This is a genomic window from Streptomyces sp. NBC_01092 (assembly GCF_045039535.1).
Lineage (GTDB): Bacteria > Actinomycetota > Actinomycetes > Streptomycetales > Streptomycetaceae > Streptomyces.
Genome location: NZ_CP108659.1, coordinates 8,159,503 through 8,181,363 on the forward strand (window position 1 = coordinate 8,159,503; position 21,861 = coordinate 8,181,363).

General features: G+C 71.0%; 19 protein-coding genes. 4 read left to right on the plus strand and 15 right to left on the minus strand.

From position 1 onward, the window contains the following. Window positions 1–71: 71 nt before the first annotated feature. From OG254_RS36990 to OG254_RS37010, 5 genes are all read right to left on the minus strand, one after another. On the minus strand, window positions 72–1,031 hold the full coding sequence (locus OG254_RS36990) for an ROK family protein (RefSeq protein WP_405590715.1): 960 nt from the start codon (window positions 1,029–1,031) through the stop codon (window positions 72–74). After that, window positions 1,028–2,659, minus strand: coding sequence for a nickel ABC transporter ATP-binding protein NikE (gene nikE / locus OG254_RS36995; protein ID WP_405590718.1), 1,632 nt, complete (start codon window positions 2,657–2,659; stop codon window positions 1,028–1,030). Before nikE ends, OG254_RS36990 begins: the two co-directional genes overlap by 4 nt. Beyond that, window positions 2,656–3,480, minus strand: a complete 825-nt coding sequence (locus OG254_RS37000; protein WP_405595408.1) for an ABC transporter permease — start codon at window positions 3,478–3,480, stop codon at window positions 2,656–2,658. Before OG254_RS37000 ends, nikE begins: the two co-directional genes overlap by 4 nt. Before the next feature lie 80 nt (window positions 3,481–3,560). Then, on the minus strand, window positions 3,561–4,520 hold the full coding sequence (locus tag OG254_RS37005) for an ABC transporter permease (RefSeq protein ID WP_405590720.1): 960 nt from the start codon (window positions 4,518–4,520) through the stop codon (window positions 3,561–3,563). Window positions 4,521–4,523: 3 nt separating this feature from the next. Further along, entirely contained in the window at window positions 4,524–6,281 is a 1,758-nt protein-coding gene (locus tag OG254_RS37010; RefSeq protein WP_405590723.1) for a peptide ABC transporter substrate-binding protein, read from the minus strand. 152 nt (window positions 6,282–6,433) lie between these two features. Here OG254_RS37010 and OG254_RS37015 point away from each other — a divergent pair, with 152 nt between their 5' ends. Beyond that, window positions 6,434–7,621 carry an ROK family protein gene (locus tag OG254_RS37015; protein ID WP_405590726.1) on the plus strand — a complete coding sequence of 396 codons (1,188 nt, stop codon included), beginning with the start codon at window positions 6,434–6,436 and terminating at the stop codon, window positions 7,619–7,621. Window positions 7,622–7,667: 46 nt separating this feature from the next. Then, window positions 7,668–9,176, plus strand: coding sequence for a M81 family metallopeptidase (locus OG254_RS37020; protein ID WP_405590728.1), 1,509 nt, complete (start codon window positions 7,668–7,670; stop codon window positions 9,174–9,176). 12 nt (window positions 9,177–9,188) lie between these two features. Here OG254_RS37020 and OG254_RS37025 read toward each other — a convergent pair whose 3' ends face one another. The 8 genes from OG254_RS37025 to OG254_RS37060 all read right to left on the minus strand — a co-directional run bounded on the left by OG254_RS37025 (window position 9,189) and on the right by OG254_RS37060 (window position 16,536). Beyond that, window positions 9,189–9,776 (minus strand): GTP-binding protein, encoded by a 588-nt coding sequence (locus tag OG254_RS37025; protein ID WP_405590731.1) that lies wholly within the window; start codon window positions 9,774–9,776, stop codon window positions 9,189–9,191. Next, window positions 9,763–10,143: a DUF742 domain-containing protein gene (locus OG254_RS37030; protein ID WP_405590734.1), complete on the minus strand. Its 381-nt coding sequence runs from the start codon at window positions 10,141–10,143 to the stop codon at window positions 9,763–9,765. Before OG254_RS37030 ends, OG254_RS37025 begins: the two co-directional genes overlap by 14 nt. Next, a complete protein-coding gene (locus tag OG254_RS37035) occupies window positions 10,124–10,543 on the minus strand; it encodes a roadblock/LC7 domain-containing protein (protein ID WP_147997842.1) in 420 nt (139 codons plus the stop codon). The genes OG254_RS37030 and OG254_RS37035 overlap by 20 nt, the downstream gene beginning before the upstream one ends. 11 nt (window positions 10,544–10,554) lie before the next feature. After that, window positions 10,555–13,071: a nitrate- and nitrite sensing domain-containing protein gene (locus OG254_RS37040; RefSeq protein ID WP_405590737.1), complete on the minus strand. Its 2,517-nt coding sequence runs from the start codon at window positions 13,069–13,071 to the stop codon at window positions 10,555–10,557. A gap of 191 nt (window positions 13,072–13,262) precedes the next feature. Then, window positions 13,263–14,258, minus strand: a complete 996-nt coding sequence (locus OG254_RS37045; protein WP_405590740.1) for a substrate-binding domain-containing protein — start codon at window positions 14,256–14,258, stop codon at window positions 13,263–13,265. Window positions 14,259–14,500: 242 nt separating this feature from the next. Continuing rightward, window positions 14,501–15,304: an SAM-dependent methyltransferase gene (locus OG254_RS37050; RefSeq protein WP_405590743.1), complete on the minus strand. Its 804-nt coding sequence runs from the start codon at window positions 15,302–15,304 to the stop codon at window positions 14,501–14,503. 156 nt (window positions 15,305–15,460) lie between these two features. Further along, window positions 15,461–15,871 (minus strand): DUF6114 domain-containing protein, encoded by a 411-nt coding sequence (locus OG254_RS37055; RefSeq protein WP_405590746.1) that lies wholly within the window; start codon window positions 15,869–15,871, stop codon window positions 15,461–15,463. Then, window positions 15,871–16,536: a DUF6230 family protein gene (locus OG254_RS37060; RefSeq protein ID WP_405590749.1), complete on the minus strand. Its 666-nt coding sequence runs from the start codon at window positions 16,534–16,536 to the stop codon at window positions 15,871–15,873. Before OG254_RS37060 ends, OG254_RS37055 begins: the two co-directional genes overlap by 1 nt. Before the next feature lie 679 nt (window positions 16,537–17,215). On the opposite strand from OG254_RS37060, the gene OG254_RS37065 reads away from it, so the two are divergent. Continuing rightward, a complete protein-coding gene (locus tag OG254_RS37065) occupies window positions 17,216–17,857 on the plus strand; it encodes a Tat pathway signal sequence domain protein (protein WP_405590752.1) in 642 nt (213 codons plus the stop codon). Window positions 17,858–17,875: 18 nt separating this feature from the next. On the opposite strand, the gene OG254_RS37070 is transcribed toward OG254_RS37065, so the two are convergent. Beyond that, on the minus strand, window positions 17,876–18,805 hold the full coding sequence (locus tag OG254_RS37070; RefSeq protein WP_405590755.1) for a lytic polysaccharide monooxygenase: 930 nt from the start codon (window positions 18,803–18,805) through the stop codon (window positions 17,876–17,878). Between the two features lie 362 nt (window positions 18,806–19,167). Here OG254_RS37070 and OG254_RS37075 point away from each other — a divergent pair, with 362 nt between their 5' ends. Further along, window positions 19,168–20,973: a S8 family peptidase gene (locus OG254_RS37075; protein WP_405590758.1), complete on the plus strand. Its 1,806-nt coding sequence runs from the start codon at window positions 19,168–19,170 to the stop codon at window positions 20,971–20,973. A 208-nt stretch (window positions 20,974–21,181) separates the two neighbouring features. Here OG254_RS37075 and OG254_RS37080 read toward each other — a convergent pair whose 3' ends face one another. Then, complete coding sequence (locus tag OG254_RS37080) at window positions 21,182–21,859, minus strand: ScbR family autoregulator-binding transcription factor (protein ID WP_405590761.1); 678 nt, start codon at window positions 21,857–21,859, stop codon at window positions 21,182–21,184. Window positions 21,860–21,861: the final 2 nt, after the last annotated feature.

Sequence of the window (21,861 nt, forward strand, 5' to 3'; positions counted from 1 at the left end):
ACGCCGAACGTGCGGTATTTCGAACGGAGTTCGGTGAACCGACCAGAAGGTAGGAGAGTGTTGGGTACGCGTCAATCACCTGGTCCGCCTTGGCTGATTTCCGCCACCCGGTCGGCCAGGGGCCCCAGTTCCGCACGCGCGCGTGCCGCCGCCCCGATCGCCACCGCGTCGGCGCCGAGCGCGGACGGCAGCACGCGCACAGGATGCCCGCTGACGGGCGGCTCGGCGGTCAGGGCGGCGTGGATCGAGCGCTCCAGCAGAGCCCAGGAGCGGCTGACACCGCCGCCGACGACCACCGTGGTGACGTCCAGCAGCCCCGCCGTGACGAGCAGGGCGCGGGCGACCGCGGCACCCGCCGCCTCGTACACGGCGAGCGCGTCCCCGTCGCCCGACACCGCCGCCTCGGCGACCTCCCCGGCCGTGCGCGAGAGTCCGGTGCGCGCGGCATACCGAGCGGCGATCGCACGGCCGGAAGCCAGGGTCTCCAGATGCCCCCGCCCGCCGCAGGTGCAGGGCAGGTCGCCGAAGCCGGGGACGTGCCCGAGCTCGCCCGCCGCGCCGTGCGGGCCGTCGTACAGCCGGCCGTCCAGCCACAACGCCCCGCCGACACCGGTGCCCAGCGTCATCCCGAGCGCATCCGGCACGCCCGCCACCGCACCGGCCGTCGCCTCGCCGCGCAGGAAGGCGTTGACGTCGTTGTCCAGGAACGCCGGCGCGCCCAGCGCCTCCTCGACCGCCGCCGTCACCCCGAACCCGGCCCAGCCCCGGAACGAGTCGCTGGCCACCAGCACCCGCCCGGCCCGCGCGTCCACCACGCCCGCCGCGCCCACCCCGACGCCGAGCAGCCGCGCGGGCGTACGGCCGAGCAGCAGCCGTACGGCATCCAGCGCGGCGCCGACCATCGCCGCTCCGCCGTCCGCCGCCGGGGTGGGCACGCCGACGCGGTGCAGGACGTCGAGATCGGGGTCGCACAGCACCGCCTGGGTCGTCGTACCGCCGATGTCGACACCGGCCAGCACTGACCGCGTCACGCCTCGGCCCTCGTCCCGAGCGCCGTCCGGCGTTCCCTGCGCTGCCGTTGCAGCACCGGGTCCGGCACGGGCACGGCCGCGATGAGCCGGCGCGTGTACTCGGTCTCCGGACGCAGCAGCGTCGCCATGGTCGGCCCCTGCTCCTCGATCCGCCCGTCCCGAAGAACCACCACCCGGCGCGCGAACTCCTGCACGACGGCCAGGTCGTGGGAGACGAGCAGACAGGCGAACCCCAGCTCACGCTGCAACTCGGCGATGACCTCCAGCACCGTCCGCTGCACACTCACGTCCAGCGCGCTCGTCGGCTCGTCCGCGACCAACAGCCGGGGCCGCAGCACCAGCGCCCGCGCGAGGCTCACCCGCTGCCGCTGCCCCCCGGACAGCTCCCGCGGCCCACGGCGCGCCAACTCCCGGGGCAGACGCACGAGTTCGAGCACCTCGGCGACCCTGGCCCGCCGCTCGGCGGCCGTCATGCCCCGCCGGTGCACCCGGAGCGGCTCGGCGACGCACTCCGCCACGCTCATCCGCGCGTCCAGCGAGGCCACCGGATCCTGCAGCACCACACCGACGCCGGACAGCAGGGCACGGCGGCCGCGGCCCCGGGCCCGCCCGAGGTCCGTGCCGAACAGCGACACCGAGCCGGAGTCGGGCGCGACGAGCCCGAGCGCGACCCTGGCCGCCGTCGACTTGCCCGACCCGGACTCGCCCACGAGACCGACGGTTTCCCCGGGGCGGACGTCGAGGGAGACGCCGTCGAGGGCCCGCAACCGCCCGAACCGCACGGACACCTCGCGCAGTTGCACCACCGGAGCCTCGGACGGTGCCGGGGGAGCGTCCGCACCGCTGAGCCGCAGCCGGGGCACCGCAGCCAGCAGCCGCTGCGTGTACTCGTGCCGCGGTCGCAGCAGTACGTCCTCCACGGTCCCCGTCTCCACGATCTCGCCCCGCAGCATCACGGCGACCCGGTCCGCGAAGTCGGCGACCACACCCATGTTGTGCGTGACCAGCAGCACACCCGTGCCCGAGTCGGCCGCCAGCCGGCGCAGCAGATCGAGGATCTCGGCCTGCACGGTCACGTCGAGCGCGGTGGTCGGCTCGTCGGCGACGAGCAGTGCCGGTGAGTTGGCGATCGCCATGGCGATGACCACCCGCTGGCGCTGCCCGCCCGACAGCTGGAAGGGGAAGGCCGAAGCCCGCCTCTCCGGCTCGGGAATGCCGACGCGGCTCAGGAGTTCGACCGCCTCGCGGGCGGCGGCCGACCGGGAGACGTCGCGATGGTTCCGTATGACCTCCGCGATCTGGGAGCCCACCCGGGTCAGCGGATCGAGGGCGGTCGCCGGCTCCTGGAAGACCATGGAGGCGGTACGGCCGCGCAGCCGGGCCAGCGCGGCCTCAGGCGCGCCCACCACGTCGGTGCCGTCGACCACCACCCGCCCCGAAGCCCGTGCGGTGCGCGGCAGCAACCCCATCGCGGCCAGCGCCACCGTCGACTTGCCGGACCCGGACTCACCGACGAGGGCCAGTGTCTCGCCGGGCCGCACGTGCAGCGACGCTCCGCGCACGGCGGGCACGTCACCCGTTTCGGTCGAGAAGGTCACGCCCAGATCGGCGATCTCAAGGATGTTCACCCGCGTCCCCTCACGTCGAAGGCGTCGCGCAGCCCGTCGCCGATCGCGTTGAACGCGCACACGACGAGGATGATCGCGAGGCCCGGCGGAACGATCAGCCACCAGCGCCCGGAGTACGCCGCCGTCAGACCGGCGGTCAGCATGCCGCCCCAGTCGGTCTTCGGCGGCTGGACGCCCAGCCCCAGATACGACACATACGCGACGAGCAGGATGGCGTCGGCGACCTGGAAGGTGGCCGCGACCACGATCGTCGACACCGAGTTCGGCAGGATGTGCCGTCGGATCGCGCGGCCGTGCGTGCCACCGGTCGCGCGCAGGGTCAGCACATAGTCCCGGTTCTTGAGCGTGAGCGTCTCCGCCCGCACCAGCCGGGACGGCACCAGCCAGGACACCAGTCCGAGGATCACGATCATCCCGGACGTGCCCGGGGAGGTGATCGCGGAGACGACCAGCAGGATGAACAGCGCCGGTATCGCGATCCCGGCGTCCACGACCCGCATCATCACCGCGTCCACCCAGCCGCCCGCATACCCCGCCACCGCGCCCCACAGCGTCCCGATGACGGTGGCGAGCACCCCGGCCGCGAGCCCGACGAGCAGCGAGACCTGCCCGCCGTACATGAGCCGCCCGAGCTGGTCGTGCCCGACGGCATCGGTGCCGAGCCAGTGCGCTCCGCCGGGCGGGAGATTGACCTGGGTGAGGTCGGTGTGGGTCTGGTCGGTGGAGTAGAGGAGGGGACCGAGGAAGCAGAAGAGAAGGAAGAGGCCCACTACCAAGAGTCCGGTCAGGGCGAGCCGATTGCGCGCGAAGCGCGCTTTCAGGGGCGCGGGGCTGTTTCGATTTGCGGCTCCGCCGCGGGGCGCGCCAAGCCCCCACCGACCCGCAGCCTCAACACGACCACTCACGCCCGCCCCTCCTTCACCCGAGGATCAACAACCCGCTGCACCACATCCGCAAGCAAGGTCCCCACAACGGTCGCCACGGAAATGACAAGCACGCACCCCAACAGCACCGGATAGTCGGACGACTGGGCGGCGCTCCAGAACAACAGCCCCATCCCCGGATAGTTGAAGAGCTGCTCGACCACCAACGCCCCACCGAACAGCACCGGCACGTAGTACCCGAGCATCGCCACCACCGGCGTCAGGGAGTTCCGGAACACATGCCGGAACAGCACCGCGTACTGCCCGGCACCCCCGGCGCGAGCCGTCCGTACATAGTCCTCGGACAGGTTCTCCAGCGTCGCCGCCCGCATGTACCGACTGAACACGGCCACCATGGACGCGGCCCCGGTCACGACCGGCAGCACCAGCGCCGCCGGATCAGCGAACACCTGAGCCGGCGTGTCCCCTTGGGGCGCCTGCGACGGAAACCACCGCAGGGTCTGGGTGAACACCAGCACCAGGATCAGCCCCAGGAAGTACACCGGCGTCGAGTACGCCACGAAACTCAGCGCGGTGATGACGTAGTCGGCCGGCTTGTTGCGCCGCACCGCCTGCCACATGCCGAGCGGAATGGCCAGCAGCAGCCCGACCAGCGCGGACAGCACGGTCAGCACCAGCGTCTTCGGCAGCCGTTGCTCGATCAGCCGCGAAACCGCCTCGTTGAGCGTGTACGACGTCCCGAGGTCACCCTGCGCCAGCTCGCGCAGGTAGTAGACGTACTGGACGGGCAGCGACCGATCGAGCCCCTGCTCGTGGTTGAACGCGGCGATCTGCTGGGCCGTCGCCTGCGGGCCGAGGATCCCGCGGGCGGGGCCTCCGGGCAGTGCGTGCAGCAGGCAGAAGACCACGATCGTGACGATCAGGATCACGGCGAGGGCCTGGAGGAGCCGGCGGCTGAGATACAGGAGCGTGTCCATGCGTCAGCCGGTCCACTTCCACTGCGCCGGGTGGAAGTTGGCGAGCGAGTCCTGGGAGAAGCCGCCGAGGCCGCTCCGGACGACCGAGATCTGGTAGACGGGCTCCGGCAGCCAGATCACCGGCAGATCCTTGGCGAGGGCGGCGCTGTAGTCCTGGACGGCCTTGGTCGAACTCGACGTCGTGGAGGCGGAGATGAGCTTGTCGACCGCCGGGTTGGAGTAGTTGCCGAAGTTCGATCCGCCGCCGGTCTGGAACAGCGAGTCACCGGTCGGGAAAGCGGGGAAGTACCAGCTGCCCGCCGTGCCGAAGTAGGACAGCTGCCACTTGCAGAGCGACTGGTCCGCCTCGCACTGCGGGGTCTGCGCCAGGACCGAGTTGACGGGCGCGGTCCTGATCGAGAACTTGATGCCGGTCCTCGCGAGCGAGGACTGGACCGCGCTCATCATGTTGTCGGTGACGGTCGAGCCGGACTGCGAGAGCACCTGCATCTCGAACTTGGTGCCCTCGGCCACGCCTTCACCGCACTGGGCGGCTCCGCTCCCGGGGGCCGTGCAGGTCATCACCCCGCCCTGCTCGGTCCAGCCGTGACCGGTCAACAGCTCCCGGGCGGCCGTCGTCGAGAACGGGTACGGGTTGTCGTTCTGCGCCGGCGAGACGAAGTCGGACGCCTGCCCCTGCGGGACCGGGCCGTAGCCGGCGACCGCCGTGCCGTTGAAGACGACCTTGGCGAGACTGGTCTGGTCGATGGAGCGCTGGACGGCCTGGCGGGCGTACAGCTGCTTGAACACGGCGCCCATCGCCGGGTTGTTGAAGTTGTACGGCATGTAGGTGATGGCCCATCCGGACCAGGGCTTCACCTCGTATCCCTGCGCGGTGAAACTGTCCCTCTGGTCGAGGTCGGTCGCCTCGATGTAGCCATAGTCGACGCTGCCGGAGCGCAGGGCGTTCTTCTCGGCCTCCGCGGTGGTGAAGGGGAGCAGGTTCACCGTGGGGATGGCCGGCTTCTCGCCGCCGTCGTACTTCTTGTTCGCGGTGAGGACGACCTTGCCGGCCGTCGAGTACGACTTGACGGCGTACGGGCCGCTGATGGTCTTCCAGAGCGCGTTCTTCTCGTAGTCGGCGATGTTCTTCGCCGCGTTGTTGAGGTCGGTCCACACCTGCTTGGCGTCGCCGCCCTTGTCCCAGACGTGCTGGGGGAGCGGAGTGATGGAGCTCAGCTCGTTCGCGAGCATCCACTGCGGGTTGTAGGCCTTGTCGAAGGTGATCGTGAAATGGCGGTCGTCCTCGGACTTGAAGGAAGTCCAGTTGTCCGGTGCCTGGCCGGGGTTGTAGCCCGCCCACTCCGTCTTGTTCGCCTTGATCAGGTCGAACCAGAACTGGACGTCACGGGAGGTGATCGGCTTGCCGTCGCTCCAGTGCCGGTCGCCCAGCGTGATCCGCGCGCTCTTGTTGTCGGGCGCGAAGTCGGCGTCGGTGGCGACCGAACCGGCTTTGTTCCAGGCGATCTCGCCGGTCGAGCCGTCGTAGGCGATGAGCGGCTCCCACAGCGTGTTCGCGATGGAGATGTTGTTGGTGTTCAGATGCGCCGCGGTGCCGATCGGCAGGATCCAGTTCGGCGTGAAGTTCGCGGGCAGCGCGTAGTTGATGGAGTCGCGGGATCCGGACGACGCACCGCTGCTCCCGGAGCAGCCCGCGAGCAGCGACGTGCCGGCGGACAGGGCGGCGGCAGCGGCGAGGAGTCTCGTGCGAGCAGGGGACATGGCTCTCCTCAGGGGACAGAAGCGAGGTGCAGTCAGTGAAAGCCCCGACTGTTCGAAGAAACAGGAGTGCCGCTGTAAAAAGTATGTTTCTGCTGTTCTGGAAATAGCCGGGAGTGGTCCTCGCGGGCCTACTCTCGCTGTCCCGGCCGCAGATGACGGAAGTAACTTCGTCCATGACTGAAAAAAGTGGGTCGTTGACCCGGCGCATTCTCGAACTCCTCGCCTCCGGGCAGGCGTCCACGCGCACGGAGCTGTCCGAACTGCTCGGCGCCGCGCCGTCGACGGTCTCGTTCGCGGTGGGCAAACTGCTGGACTACGGCCTGGTCACCGAGGAGGGCACCCTGTCGTCCAACGGCGGCCGGCCGCGCAAGGTCCTCCGGCTCGGCGGCGGTGACGGATACGCCGTGGCGGCCGAACTCGGCGGCAAGCACGCCCACGTCGGCGTCGTCCACCCCGGTGGGGGCCTCACCGACACCTCCACGGTGCCCTTCGCGACGGCCGACGGCCCCGAGGCCTCCCTGCCCGGACTGGTCGAGACCCTGCAGGGCCTCGCCGACCGGCACGGCCGGGAGCTCCTCAGGGGCGTCGGGCTGTGTCTGCCGGGACCGGTCGACGTCGAGCCGGGCCTGGTGACGCTGCCCGCGCGCATGCCCGGCTGGAACCGGTTCCCGGTGCGGGACTGGCTCGAGGAGCGCTTCGCGGTCCCGGTGGCCATCGAGAACGACGCCAACTGCATGGCCGTCGGCGAGCACAGCGTCCGGCCCGCAGACCAACGCCAGGCGATCATGGTGAAGGCGGGCACCGGCATCGGAGCCGGAGTCATCGCCGACGGCCGCCTCTACCGGGGAGGTTCGGGCGCGGCCGGCGAGATCACCCACGTCCGGGTCGAGGCCGCCCACGACATCCCCTGCTCCTGCGGCAACACCGGGTGTCTGGAGACGGTCGCCTCCGGCGCGGCGCTGGTCCGTATCCTGCGCGAGCGCGGCCTGGAGGTGAGGTCGACGGAGGACGTCGTACGGCTCGCCACCGACGCCGACCCCGAGGCCACGCGGGCGGTGCGGCAGGCCGGCCGCTATCTGGGCATGGTGCTCGCCGCCAACGTCAACTTCTTCAACCCCGACGCGGTGTACCTCGGCGGCATCCTCTCCACGCTCGAACCCTTCGTCGCCGCCGTGCGCAGCCAGTTGTACGAGGGCTGCCACCCCCTGGTCACCGAGCACCTGGTCATCGAGCGAGCCGGCCTCGGCGCCGACGCCGGCCTGGTCGGCGCGGGGCAGTTCGCGCTCCAGCGGGCCCTCGCCCACGCACTGCACTCGGTCACCGGCACCCACCACCCCTGACCCACGACGCCCCTGCCCGCCGCCTTTGCCCGACCCCGGAGGAGCCATGCCCCAGCCCCGTCCCGTCCTCGCGATCGCCGGCCTCGGCATCGAGTCCTCGACCTTCTCCCCGGCCCGCACCGAGGCCGCCGCCTTCCACCCGCTGCGCGGGCAGGACGTCCTCACCCGCTACCCGTTCCTGGCCCCGGGCGAGCCGCTGCGGGAAGCCGCCGACTGGCGCGGGGCGCTGGTCGGCAAGGCGCTGCCCGGCGGCACGGTGACGGCCGCCGCGTACGCCGAGCTGTCCACCGAACTCGTCGACCGGCTACGGGACTTGGGGCCGATCGACGGCCTCTGGTTCGACATCCACGGCGCCATGACCGTCGAGGGGCTGGACGACGCGGAGGCCGACCTGCTCGCCCGCATCCGCGAGGTGATCGGCCCGGACGTCCTCGTGTCGACGTCCATGGATCTGCACGGCAACGTCTCCCGCCCCCTCGTCCACCACAGCGACCTGATCACCTGCTACCGGATGGCCCCGCACGAGGACGCCCTGCAGACCAAGGAGCGGGCCGCCCGCAACCTCGTGGACCTCCTGGCAAGCGGCGCGCCCCGCCCGGTCAAGGCGTGGGTCCCGGTGCCGGTGCTGCTGGCCGGGGAGCAGACCTCCACCCGTATCGAACCGGCGAGGAGCGTGTACGCGGCCGTGGCAGAGGTGGCCTCGGCCGAGGGCGTGACCGACGCCGCGATCTGGGTCGGATACGCCTGGGCGGACGAGCCCCGCAACCGCGCCGCGGTCGTGGTCACCGGCCCCGATGGGGCCGCCGTCGCCGCGGGTGCCGAGCGGCTCGCCCGCGGATTCTGGGACGCGCGGCACGACTTCGCCTTCGTCGCCCCCACCGGCACCTTCGACGACTGCCTCGACGAGGCCCTCGCCTCCGGCGCCCGCCCCTACTTCATCAGCGACACCGGCGACAATCCGACGGCGGGCGGCGCCGGTGATGTCAGTTGGGGCCTCGAACGTGTCCTGGCCCGCCCCGAGTTCAAGGACCCGTCCGGGCCGGCTGTCATCTACGCCTCCCTGCCGGGGCCGTCCGCGGTCGACACGGCGGTGCGGGCGGGCGTCGGCGCGACGGTCACCGTCACCGCGGGCGCCGAGGTCGACGACCGGCACGCCGGGCCGCTCACGATGACCGGCGTGGTGCACTCGGTCCGGCACGGCGACCGGGACGCGGAGACGGAGGTCGTGCTGCGGGTCGGGAGCGTGCGGGTGATCCTGACTCGGCTGCGCAAGCCGTATCACCTCGAACGCGACTTCACCGAGCTGGACCTGGACGCCCGCGCGGCCGACGTCGTGATCGTCAAGATCGGCTATCTCGAGCCCGAGCTCTTCGCCATGGCCGCCGACTGGAAGATGGCGCTCACCCCGGGCGGCGTCGATCAGGACCTGCCGCGGCTCGGCCACCACCGCATCCGCCGGCCGATGTTCCCCTTCGATCCCGCGATGCGCCGTCCCGATCTCACGGCCCGGATCGTCGCTCCCGCGAACCGGCCGCTCACCGGCCCCGACGAGTGAGACGGCGCCCGCTCAGCTCACCTTGCGGGCGTCCGCGATCAGCTGGTCGATGAGGGCGATCAGCACGTCCCGGCACGACTCGCGCTCGCGCGCGTCGCACAGCAGCACCCGCACATGCTGCGGGAGCGCGAGGGAGTCCCGGATCTCCTCGGCGGGGTAGGGGTGTTCGCCGTGGAAGCCGTTGACGCCGACGACGAAGGGGATCTCGCGGCGCTCGAAGAAGTCGATCGCCGCGAAGCTGGACTCCGGGCGGCGCACGTCCACCAGGACGACGGCTCCGAGCGCGCCGATCGCCAGGTCGTTCCACATGAACCAGAACCGCTGCTGCCCGGGCGTACCGAACAGATAGAGCACCAGCTCCTGGCTGATGGTGATCCGGCCGAAGTCCAGGGCCACGGTCGTGGCCCGCTTCTGCTCGATGCCGTCCAGGTCGTCGATGCCCAGGCCGGCGGTGGTCAGGGGTTCCTCGGTGCGCAGCGGGGCGATCTCGCTGACCGACCCGACCATGGTGGTCTTGCCGACGCCGAAACCGCCGGCTATGAGGATCTTGACCGTGTCGGGCGGTGCGACCGCGTCCACGGTGGTGTCAGAGCCGGCCAAGGCCGTCCCTCACTTTCTGCAACAGGTCCAGGTCCGGGCTGCGGGGGGTGACGGGGTGCGGCGGGTGGACGGTGATCAGGCCGGCCTCCAGCAGATCGCAGAGCATGATGGCCACCACGCTGACCGGCAGGTCGAGATGGGCCGCGAGCTCCGCCACGGCGATCGGCCGGGCGCAGCGCCGCAGGATCCGCAGCTGCTCGGGCTGGGGACGCGGCGCCCGCTCCGGCGGCGGATCCACCGCCGTCACGGTCGTGATCAGGGTGAAGTCGGTACGGCTGGGCCGGGTCCGTCCCCCGGTCAGCGTGAAGGGACGGACCAGCCGGCCCGCCGTATCGTCTCCGCCCACCTCACGCGCCAGGGCCGACATGGGCCCGCGGTGCCGCCGACAGGTGCTCGCCGATCTTCTTCACCAGCATGTTCATCTGGTACGCCACCACGCCGACGTCCGCGCCCTGGTTGGTGAGCACGACGAGGTGGGCGCCGGGTCCCGCGGAGGTGAGGATCAGATAGCTGTTGGCCATCTCGATGAGCGCCTGGCGCACCGGTCCGCCTCTGAAGTCCATGCTGACGCCCTTGCTGAGGCTCATCAGGCCGGACGCGGTCGCCGCCAGCCGCTCGGCGTCGTCGCGCAGGAACCCGGTGGACTTGCTCACCACAAGCCCGTCCTCGGAGAGCACCACGGCGTGGTTGACGTCGGCGACCCGCTCCACGAGTCCGGTGAGCAACTGGTCGAGCTGGGTGTCCGTGGCTGGGGTGGGGCGTGTCATGGCGGTGTCCTTCATGAGCGGTCGGCGGGCGGGGTGGAGGACCTGGGTGCGGCGGCCGGGGACGCGTCGACGGAGTGGGCCGCGGAGTCGGCCGCGGGCGGCTCGTCGGGGGCGACGTCGTCGCGGGCCTGGAGGGTGCCGCGCTGGAACCGGGCGAGGACGGCCGGGCCCTGGTCGTCCGGCGTGTCGAGGGCGTCCGGTGCTTCGTCGTCGGTGTCGCCGCGGGCCTGGAGCGTGCCGCGCTGGAACCGGGCGAGGACGGCCGGGCCCTGGTCGTCCGGCGTGTCGAGGGCGTCCGGTGCTTCGTCGTCGGTGCCGCCGCGGGCCTGGAGCGTGCCGCGCTGGAAGCAGGCGAGGGAGGAGGCGGCCTGCTCGGCGGTGAAGTCGTCGGCGTGGCCGTTCTGTTCGGCGGGCGCGGACTCCTCGCGCAGCTCGGCCGCGAGGCTGGTCTGCGGCACCCGGCGCGGCAGCGGCGTGAGCCCGTCACCGCGTGGGGCCGGCGCCGTGGCGTTGGTGGTGCGGGCCGGCACGACGGGCCGGGACTCCCGTACGGGCTCCTCCGGCTCGGCCGCTCCGGCGTGCTCCACCTCTTCCCGGTCGGGCGCGGGCAGGTCCCGCACCACGACGTCGTGCGGGATCAGCACGATCGCCGTAGTGCCGCCGTACGGCGAGGAGCGCAGCGTGACCGCGATGCCGTGCCGCCGTGCGAGCCGGCCGATCACGAACATGCCGAGCCGCAGATCGTCGGCGAGCGCCACCACGTCGAACTGCGGGGGCTCGGCCAACTGGGCGTTGAAGGCTGCGTACTCCTCCTCGGACATGCCGAGGCCACGGTCCTCGACCTCCACGGCCAGCCCCTTGGCCACCATCGCGGCCCGCACCCCGACCGGCGCCGGAGCGGGGGAGTACAGCGTGGCGTTCTCGATGAGCTCGGCCAGCAGATGGATGACGTCGGCCACCGCGGGCGGCGCGAGATGCACCTCCTCCTCGGTGTGCACCTCCACCCGCCGGTACTCGGCGACCTCGCCGACCGCGCTGCGCAGGATGTCGATCAGCGCGACCGGCTCGCTCCAGGTGCGGCCGGGGCGCTCGCCGCTGATGATGACGAGGTTCTCCTCGTAGCGGCGCAACTGGCTGGCGGTGGAGTCCAGTTCGTACAGGCCCTTGAGGACCTCGGGGTCCTGGTGCGCCCGCTCCAGCGCGTCCAGCTTGGTGAGCTGGAGGTTGACCAGGTTCTGGCTCTGCCGGGCGATGCCCAGGATGATCTTCTGGAAGCCGCGCCGGGTGTCGGCGAGTTCGACGGCGGTGTGCACGGCGGTGCGCTGCGCGGTGTTGAACGCCGTGGCCACCTGACCGAGTTCGTCGTGGCCGTAGTCCAGCGGCGGGGTCGCCAGCTCCACGTCGACCTTCTCGCCCCGCTCCAGCCGGGCCACCACATCGGGCAGCCGCTCCTGGGCGAGGCCCAAGGTCGCCTCCCGCAGGCCGCGCAGCCGCCGGGACAGCGAGCGGGTGATCCGCCAGGACATCCCGACGCACAGCAGCAGGGCGATCAGCCCGCCCGCGCTCAGGGACGCGGCCTTGATCAGCAGATTGCTCGCGTCGTCGGCGCTGCGCTGCAGCAGCACGCTCGTCTGCCGGCGGATCAGAACCTCGTACTCGTCGGAGACCGTGACCAGAGCGGCCCGCCACTCCTTCTGCGCGTCCGGCACGGTGATGTTCCCGTCGCCACGCGCCGCGAGCACCCGGTCCTCGACCCTCTCCAGGGTCCGCCACTGCGAACTGCCCAGGATCCGCTCGGTCTCCGCCTTCGCGGTCCCGGCGAGCGACGGGAGGATCTGGTCCTCGACGAGCCAGCGGCGGGTGTTCACCAGCTCCGCGAACTCGGTCCACCTCTTCTGGTCCATCTTCCGCGACGGCGAGGCCAGCGTCAGCAGCGCGTCCTCCCGCGACATCAGTTCCGCCGCGTGCTCCAGCGAGACGAGCGGACCGGCCTGCGAGGTGAGGTCGCCGTCGTCGACCTGCGAGAGTTCCTGGAAGGCGTGGATCTGGTCGTCGATGATCGACGTGTACTGGCCCAGCGCCTGGACGGCGGAGATGTCGGAGGGGTTGTCCACCTGGCCCCGGTAGTACTCCAGGCTGCTCGTGGAGGCGACGACCGAGTACAGCCGGTCCTTGATACGGGCGGGGGCCTGCTGGATCGCGTCCGACTGCGCGAGGAGTTTGGCGACCGCCTTGTCGGTCTTGATGCGCTGCCCCTCCAGCGCGGTGCGGGCCGCGTCCTGGCGCGTGGCGAGCCATACGGCCGAGTAGCTGCGCTCCTGCTGGAGCGCGAGCGTGGCCTCGGTGCCCATCGCGCCGGTCGACTTGCTCAGCCCGGTCTGCGACCGCAGTCCCAGACCCTCCGAGAACATCTGGATCGTCGTCACGCTCCAGACGGCGGCGAGCGTGACGCTGGGCACCAGCGCCAGCAGGATCAGGGAGAGACGTATGGAGCCGAGGCGGCGCCGGGGACCTGTCCGTGGAGACATTGTCGTCCTAGGGCGATCAGCGGAGGGCGGGCGGGATCAGCGCGGAAGCGGAGCGGGACGGCAGGACGAGCGCGAGGGGTGACTGCGTGTCCGGCACGTCACAGGGGGTGCGCAGGATGCTATCCGTACAAGTGACCGTATGTGTCATGCGTGACCGAATCTTTGGCGACACCGTGGTGGGAACTGTCCGGTCAGCGGGTTCCGTTGGCCGCGAACTTCGCGACCGAGGCGACGTTCGCCTTCGTGACGAACGCGGGCCCGGTGAGCACGGGGGCCTCACCGCCGCCGAGGGTGTTGCCGTTCGTGCGGTAGAGCCAGAGCGAGTCCACCGCGAGGTAGCCCTGGAGATAGGGCTGCTGGTCCACCGCGAACTGCACGTCCCCGTCCTGGACCGCCTGTGTCAGGTCCTTGTTGAGGTCGAAGGTCGCGACATGGGCCTTGGACCGGGACTGGTCGACGGACTTCACCGCGGCCAGCGCGAACTGCGCGCCCATGGTGACCACTTCGTCGATGCCCGGGTTCTGATTGAGCCGGGCCTCGACGGTCGCGGTCACCGCATCCATGTCGGTGCCGTCCACGTAGAGGTTCTCCGTCTCGCCGCCGAACGCCTTCTTCACGCCCGCGCAGCGCGCCTCAAGGGCAACGTTGCCACGCTCGTGGATCACGCACAGGGCGTGCTTGGCCTTGAGGTCGTCCAGTTTGTCGCCGACGGCGCGGCCCGCGACGCTCTCGTCCTGGCCGAAGTACTCGAGGAGCCCCGTCGGCTTCCAGTCGTCTATACCGGAGTTGAGGCCGACCACGGGTATCCCCGCGGAGCGGGCCTCGGCGACCGGACCCGCCATCGCCGTCGGCTTGGCCAGGGTCACCGCGATGCCGTCGACCTTCTGCCGGATCGCCTCGCGCATCAGCTCGGCCTGGCCCGCCGGGTCGTCGTCGCCCGCGTAGGTCAGATCGACGTGGTCCTTGGCGGCTGCCACCTGCGCACCCTTCTGCACCAGCTCCCAGAAGGCGTCGCCCTCGCCGCCGTGGGTGATCAGGGTGATCTTCAGCCGTGCGCCTCCCGCCGTGCCGGTGTCGGCCGCGTCGTCGGTCCCGCCGACGGCGGAGCAACCGGCGAGCAGCAGACAGGCGGCGGCCGAGAGGGCCGCGACGCGAACCCGGGGGGAGGAGGGGGGTGGAGTCTTCATGAGGGTGCGGCACCTCGCTGTGCGGCCGAGCCGGAGGAACGAACGAGAGAACGGCCGGCGCCGAACGGGAGGTTCGCCGACGTGGTGAACTCTCGCTGTGGCGGAGCCAATCGCGTGTGACCATCGGTAGTCAAGTGTGCAACCACAAGGCGTGAGTTGTTGCTGCCACATCGTGATGAACCGCTGGCGGGAGGCAGAAGTGGAGCGCGGACTGCCCGTAGCGCTTGCGTCCGCAAACCGGTTCAACTCGGCTTGCGCGCGACCGCGCCGTACATCGCGATGTCCTCGTCCCGGACCACCTCGGTGCCCGTGCCGTCCGGACGCCACTTGTGGACCTGGACGATGCCCGGTTCGACGAGGTCCAGACCGGTGAAGAACTCCGCGGCCTCGCCATGTGTGCGCAGCCGCATCGGCATGCCCCGCGCCGCGTACTCCCGGGCCACCCGGCCGACCTCGTCCGGCGCGAACTCGGCGGTGCCGATGGACATCGCGAGGTGGCTGCCGGCGGGCAGCGGTTCGAGCAGCCGCCGCACGATCCCCGTGGCGTCGTGCTCGTCCAGCATGAAGTGCACGATCGCGATGACCGCGAGCGCGACGGGTTCCTTGAGATCGAGGGTGTCGCGGAACGCCGGGGCGTCGAGGATGCTCGCCGGGTCGCGCATGTCCGCCTCGATGTACGCCGTCCGCCCCTCGGGCGTACCGGACATCAGCCCCTGCGAAAGGCCGAGCACAAGGGGATCGTTGTCGACGTAGACGACTCGGGCCCCCGGGGCGACCGACTGGGCGATCTCATGGATGTTGGGCGACGTCGGGATCCCGGTCCCGATGTCGAGGAACTGCCGTATCCCCGCCTCCTCGGCGAGATACCGCACGGCCCGGTTCATGAAGTCCCGGTTGGCCCGCATGTGGACGGGCAGCGCCGGCCACTCCCGGACCATGGCGTCGCCGGCCTCCTGGTCTGCCGGGTAGTAGTCCTTGCCGCCGATGATGTAGTCGTAGATACGGGCGGAGTGGGGGTGTCCGGTGTCGATGTCGTCGGCGGGCATGGGGCCTCCTGGGGGCGGGCACGGCGTCGTCAACTACACACACATGCCTGGAAGTTGGCGTGCACCCTGCCAACCTACTAGGGGCGCGGGGCCGTATCGATCCGCGGCCCCGCCGCGCCGGGACGACCAGCCCCCGCACCTGCGCACCCGCCGAACTCAGCCGGCCCCCACGGCGCTACGGCGACGCTCGCGCCGACTGCGCCGAGGCTCCTGATCCGGCAGCCACCCGAACGCCAGACAGCTCCCCACCGCACCCAGCAGCAACCCCACGAAGAACCCGCCGAGATTCGACGTGAGCCAGGTGCCCAGGGTGACCAGGATCCCGGTGATCGAGTAGAAGAGCCGCTGTGCCGGGTTGAAGAGAGTCAGCAGTCCCAGCAACACCATCAGCGCCGGCAGCAGATACCCCGCCAGCCCCTGCATGCCGACATGCAGGATGACCTTGAGCGAGGCCTTCATCGTGAGCAGAATCCACGCCCCGCCCAGGGTGAGCAGCAGCCCGCCCCAGAACGGCCGGTCGGCCCGCCACCGACGGAAGGCCGACCGCAGATCCCGTCCCCGGCTCATCAGCAGCCCTTGCTGCTGAAACCGAGCTTCAGCCCGGGGAGCTTGAACACCCCGGCCGTGGTGGCGTAGTTGGTCTGCCGCAGGTTGGCGATGCGCACGGTGTCGGCCTGCTGGCTGAAGACGCCGATCGGACCCTTCACCCCGGCCTTGGTCAGGGTGCTCGCGTCGTTGCCGATCTCGATGTTGGTGAACGCCGCGTCACCCGACAGCTCGGTCGAGTCGGTGGTCAGATCGGTCGCGCTCACCTTCTCCGCCCCGCCGCCCGCGGTGATCAGCAGGTTCGTACCGCCGAGGTCGACGCTCTGGCACAGTTTCGTGAGCGTGGCGTTCTTGATCGCGGACGTGACGATCAGGACCTGGCCGCCGGTGTCGCCCTCGTTGGGGCTGCCCGGCGCCATTTGGTCGAGGCCGCCGAACTGCTCGAAGCCGGTGCCGTTGAGCTCGGTCGCGGTGACCGTGAAGGGCATGCCGGAGATGGCGAACTGAACGCCCAGCGCGCCCTCGGCGGTGAGGACCGCGAGCGCGCCGGCGACCAGGGTGGCCGGCACCGCCATCACGGCGGCGCGGCGGGCCCGGACCCGTCCGCGTCTCGCGGGGCCGTCGGGGGACTCGGGCAGGGAACCGTTTTCCGGGTTCTCAGGGATGTTGCCGGTGGACGAGGCCATAACTGCTCCCAGGTGCGGAAAGCGCGGGTAGGGCATCAGTGGCACGTTGTCCTGGCGCGGACAGCGCCCACGGCGCACGTCCCCTCGCAACTCCCGGCGGATGCAAGGGCTTTCTCGTACTCCGCAGTAGCCAAGCCGGGAAGTTACCGGTGGTTACACCTGAGGGTCAAGACAGTTGTGTAAAAAGGGTGTTGGTTGGGTGCCGCCTGTGGGTCATGGGCTCCCGAGGGCCTCGAAAACCCTCTGCGTAAACACCAACTTCCTTGGCACGCCTTGACGTTGACAGACACTCAGGTCTACAACTCTCCCTGGCTCCCCCCTGGATCCGTGGCGCCGGATCCGCCGCCGCGCGGCCTCTGCCCGCGTTCCCGGACTGATGTCCTTCACATTTCCTCTCCGTGAGATCACTCCACGGTGCCGTCACGGTCGCTTCCCCCCTCGGTCCGTGCCGGCCGCCCCCCGCCCGGTCCGGCCGGAGCCCTCCCCACGGTCTCCGGCCGGCCACCGGCCGGGCTGCCGTTGCCGGTCCGTGTCGTACGGAGAAGGCGTCACGGACCGGCAACGGCACACACGAATCCGGCGCACCGCCCCCACAGCCCGAACCCCCACCCCCCACCCCCCACCCCCCAACCCCCTGAGCCCTCAGGGCACCCCCCAACGAAAGACGAGGTACACCCGCATGCGTACGCGCACCCTCCTCACCCTCGCCGGCACGGTCGCCGCCCTCGGGCTCGCCGTCCCCGCCTCGGCCGCCGACACCCCGGTCCTGACCACTTCCGACGGGGCGGCCGTCGCAGTAGGCGCCGTCCTCGACGCGTCCCTGGCGAGCGGCACCGCCGCCACGTTCTACTCGAGCGCGACCGGCACCAGCGGCATCTCCTGCACCACGTCGGCGTTCTCCGCGACCGTCACCGACAACCCCGCCGCCCCCGGCACCGCCACCGAGTCGCTGACCTCCCACACCTTCGACACCAGCGGCTGCACCGCCAACGTCACCGGTGTGCTCGGCGTCAGCGGCATCACCGTCGACAACCTGCCGTACACCACCAGCGTGTCCTCCGACGGCACGGTCACCGTGACCCCGGCCGCGGGCTCCGCCATCCAGTCCACGGTCAAGTTGCGCACCCTGCTCGGCACGATCACCTGCGTCTACCAGGCGCCGAGCCTCTCCGGCACGGCGAGCAACGCCGACAACAGCATCGCCTTCGCCAACCAGCCGTTCACCAAGACGTCGGGCTCGTCGCTGTGCTTCAGCAGCGCCTACTTCACCGCCAAGTACGCCCCGGTGACCACCTCGGGACTCGCCGTCACCGTCAACTGACCTTCGTGCGACGGCCGTTCAGCGCCGACGCAGACGCACCGCCAGGGCGGCGCCGCCGGTGAGCACCAACACCGCCGCGGCGCCGCCCGCCAGCAGCGGGGCGGACGGCCCGGAGCCGGTCTCGGTGTCGGAGGCCACCGGGGTGGTGTCGCTCTGGGGCCGCGCCGACGTCGGAGCCTGCGAGGGCGCCTGGGAAGTCGGCCGGGGAGTGCGCTGCGCGGCCGTCGGCGAGGAACTGCTGTCCGTGCGCTTCCCGCCGTCGGCGGGGGAGGTCGTCGCGGCGGCGCCTTCGTCGACCTGTTCCTTCGCCTGCGGGAACACGACGTCGGAGCACGAGTAGTACGTGTCCGGCGTGCTGCTGTTCTGCCAGATCGTGAACAGCACATGCCGCCCGGATCGGTCGGACGGGAGCTTCGCCGTGAGCCGGTACGCACCGTCCGTCAGCGCCGGGTCCTTCACCTCCGCGAACGGCCGGTCCGTGAGGTCGGACCAGGCCAGCGGCTTCGTCGGGTCGTAACCGGGCTTGGTGAGGTAGAGCCGGAAGGTGCCGGTGTGCGGGATCGTGGAGACGTACCGCATGGTCAGGGTGGAGCCCGGCGTGAGCCGGGTCGACGGCCAGTCGGCGCGGGCGAGGTCGAGGCCTCGGTAGGCGGGCAGCCCGCCGCTGCACAGCTTTCCGTCGGGGACGACCTGACGGTCCCGCCCGTTCACGTTCGCGATCCGCAGATTGTCCCAGGCCGTGAAGGGCGCGCCGTTCGACGTGACCGCGGCCTTGCACGCCGCCGAACGGGACGCGCTGCCGCCGTCCGGTGAGCAGGCGTACACCCGGCTGACCGGATCCGTCGGCGCGCCGTGCGCACCGGCCGGGCCCGCGGCCCACACCGTGAGCAGCAACGGCGTGACGGCGGCGGCCGCCAGGGCGAAGCGGTGCGATCTCATCCAGGGCATCCGGGACATCCGAAACGTCTCCTCGGCCGGCGCGTGCAGGGTCCTCGTCGAGTACGGGAAAGCGGCCCGGCGCGTTCAGTGCGTGACGAACCGGGCAGAGCCGGGGCAATACCGGTCAACTCTCAGACGTAGAGGGTGGGTTTCCAGCCGGATCGAGGGTTTCCCCTGTATCCCGATGACCTTTTCTTTGCCTATCGTTCGACCACAGCCGACCCACAGGTAACCCCGAACGGGTCGCAGCTCACGCCAGGCCGGCCGTACCGCCCCGCACTTTCGAAATACCCCCCGCCGCTTCGAGGACGAAGCGAAAACGTCCGCCGCTCCGCGCTGCCCGGAGTACGGCCGGCCCGAAAGGCACTCCCTTGCGTACCTCTGCCTCCACCAGACGGAAGCTGATATCCGTCGCCGCGGTCTCCGCCGCGCTCTTCACGGCCGCCGCCCCCTCCGCGGCCGTGGCCCAGGAACCCGCTCCCCAGGAAGCCGCCGTCCCCGCGGCGCAGACCGAGGCCGCTCCCGGCACCGCGGCCGAGCGGCTCATCGTCGGCTACAAGTCCGGCGCCGCCGAGGCCAAGTCGAACAAGGCCGCCGAGGCCGACGCCGACGCCAAGGGCGCGGAGTCCGGCGAGGACCTCGACTTCCAGCGCCGCCTCGGCTCCGGCGCCGCCCTCGTCGACCTGGGCGAGGACCTGACCAGGACGGATGTCGCCGACGTCGTCGCCGAGTACCGGGCCGACCCGCAGGTCGCCTACGTCGTGCCGGACCGGCTGAACAAGCCGCTGGCCACCCCCAACGACACCGAGTACAGCAAGCAGTGGGACCTCTTCGAGACCACCGCGGGCATGAACGTGCCGGGTGCCTGGGACGTCGCCACCGGCAGCGGGGTGACCGTCGCCGTCATCGACACCGGCTACGTCACCCACTCCGACCTCGGCGCCAACATCGTCGCGGGCTACGACTTCATCTCCGACGCCACGGTCGGCAACGACGGCAACGGCCGCGACAGCAACCCGGCCGACCCGGGCGACTGGACCGCCGCTAACGAGTGCCAGGCCGGCGACCCCGCCTCCACCTCCTCCTGGCACGGCACCCACGTCGCGGGCACCATCGCCGCCGTCACCAACAACAGCAAGGGCGTCGCGGGCATCGCGTACGGCGCGAAGGTCTCCCCGCTGCGGGTGCTCGGCAAGTGCGGCGGCTACGACTCCGACATCATCGACGCCATCACCTGGGCGTCCGGCGGCACCGTCTCCGGTGTCCCGGCGAACGCCAATGTCGCCAAGGTCATCAACATGAGCCTGGGCGGCGGCGGTGCGTGCTCCACCGCGACCCAGAGCGCGATCAACGCCGCCGTGAACCGCGGCACCACGGTCGTCGTCGCGGCGGGCAACAGCAACGCCAACGCCTCGGGCTACTCGCCGGCCAGCTGCAGCAACGTCATCAGCGTGGCGGCCACCGACCGCCAGGGGAACCGCTCCTACTACTCCAACTACGGCACGGTCGTCGACATCGCCGCGCCCGGCGGCGAGACCAACTCCGTCACGGCCAACGGCATCCTGTCCACGCTGAACTCCGGCGGGCAGGGCCCGTCCTCCGAGAACTACGACTACTACCAGGGCACCAGCATGGCCTCCCCGCACGTCGCGGGCCTGGTCGCGCTGATGAAGTCGGCCAACGCGGCCCTGACCCCGGCGCAGATCGAGTCCGCGATCAAGACCAACTCGCGTGCTCTTCCCGGTACTTGCTCGGGCGGCTGCGGTGCGGGCCTCGCGGACGCGGCCAAGACGGTGCAGGCGGTGAGCGGCTCGGGCGGCTCCACGGGGGGCACCACCTTCACCAGCACCTCCGCGGTCTCCATCCCGGACAACGGCTCAGCGGTCGAGTCCTCCATCGCGGTCAGCGGCCGCAGCGGGAACGCGCCGTCGGCCCTCCAGGTCGGCGTGGACATCACCCACACCTACCGCGGTGACCTGGTCGTCGACCTGGTGGCCCCGGACGGTTCGACGTACCGCCTGAAGGCCGCCAGCTCCTCGGACTCCGCGGACAACATCAGCGCCACCTACACGGTGAACGCCTCCAGCGAGGCCGCCAACGGCACCTGGAAGCTGCGCGTCCAGGACACCGCGGCCCAGGACACGGGCCGGATCAACAGCTGGAAGCTGACCTTCTGAGCGGACGCGGACGACAGCCGCGTACGACAGGCGCGTACGACCACCGCGTCATGACGGCCGCGGCTGACAACTGAACGCGCGCCCCGAGCGGGCGCGCACCAGGCGGGCGGGCCGGCCGATGCGGATGGGGCATCGGCCGGCCCGTCGTATGTCGGGGCGGTAGGTCCGCGGGGGCGGAAACCGTCACTCCGGTCGGTCCCGCGCACGCTCAGCGACGGGAGAGGTCCGACTCCGCCTGCTCGGCGTCGTCCTCGTCGATGCCGGCCAGCACCCGCACCCCGCGGTCGGGACTCCGGTCGATGCAGGTCAGCAGCCCCGGTACCGCGATGCTCGGCAGGACGTGCCCCCACAGCACCGAGATCCGCTCCGCCAGATCCGCCCGGTCGGTCAGCGCCCGGGACATCAACTGGATGCCCGCGAAGGCGCCGACCAGCAGCTCCACCGTCTGCCGCGGCTCCACCGTCGGCAGCAACTCGCCCTGGTCACGCGCCCGTTCGAGCACCAGGACCAGATGGTCCGCCCACTGTCGGAACGGCCCGGAGTGGTCGACGCCGGGCGGCGCACATTGGTCCACCGCGAGCCGCACACTGCCCTTGAGCAGGGAGTTGTTGAGCAGACGCTGCCCGAACACGAAGGTGACGTCGACGAGTTCCTGCAGCTTGCACTGCTGCGGCGGCACCGCTCCGAGCGGGACCTGCTGGTCCAGTACGGCCTGGGCGAGGGATTCCTTCGAGGGGAAGTGGAAGTACAGGGCGCCCTTGGTCACTTCGGCCCGTTCCAGGACCATCGCGATGGTGGTCGCGGTGTATCCGTGCTCGTCGAAGACGGCGCCCGCGGCCTCCAGGATCACCTTCCGCGTTCTGATGGCGCGCTCCTGCCTCGCCATAT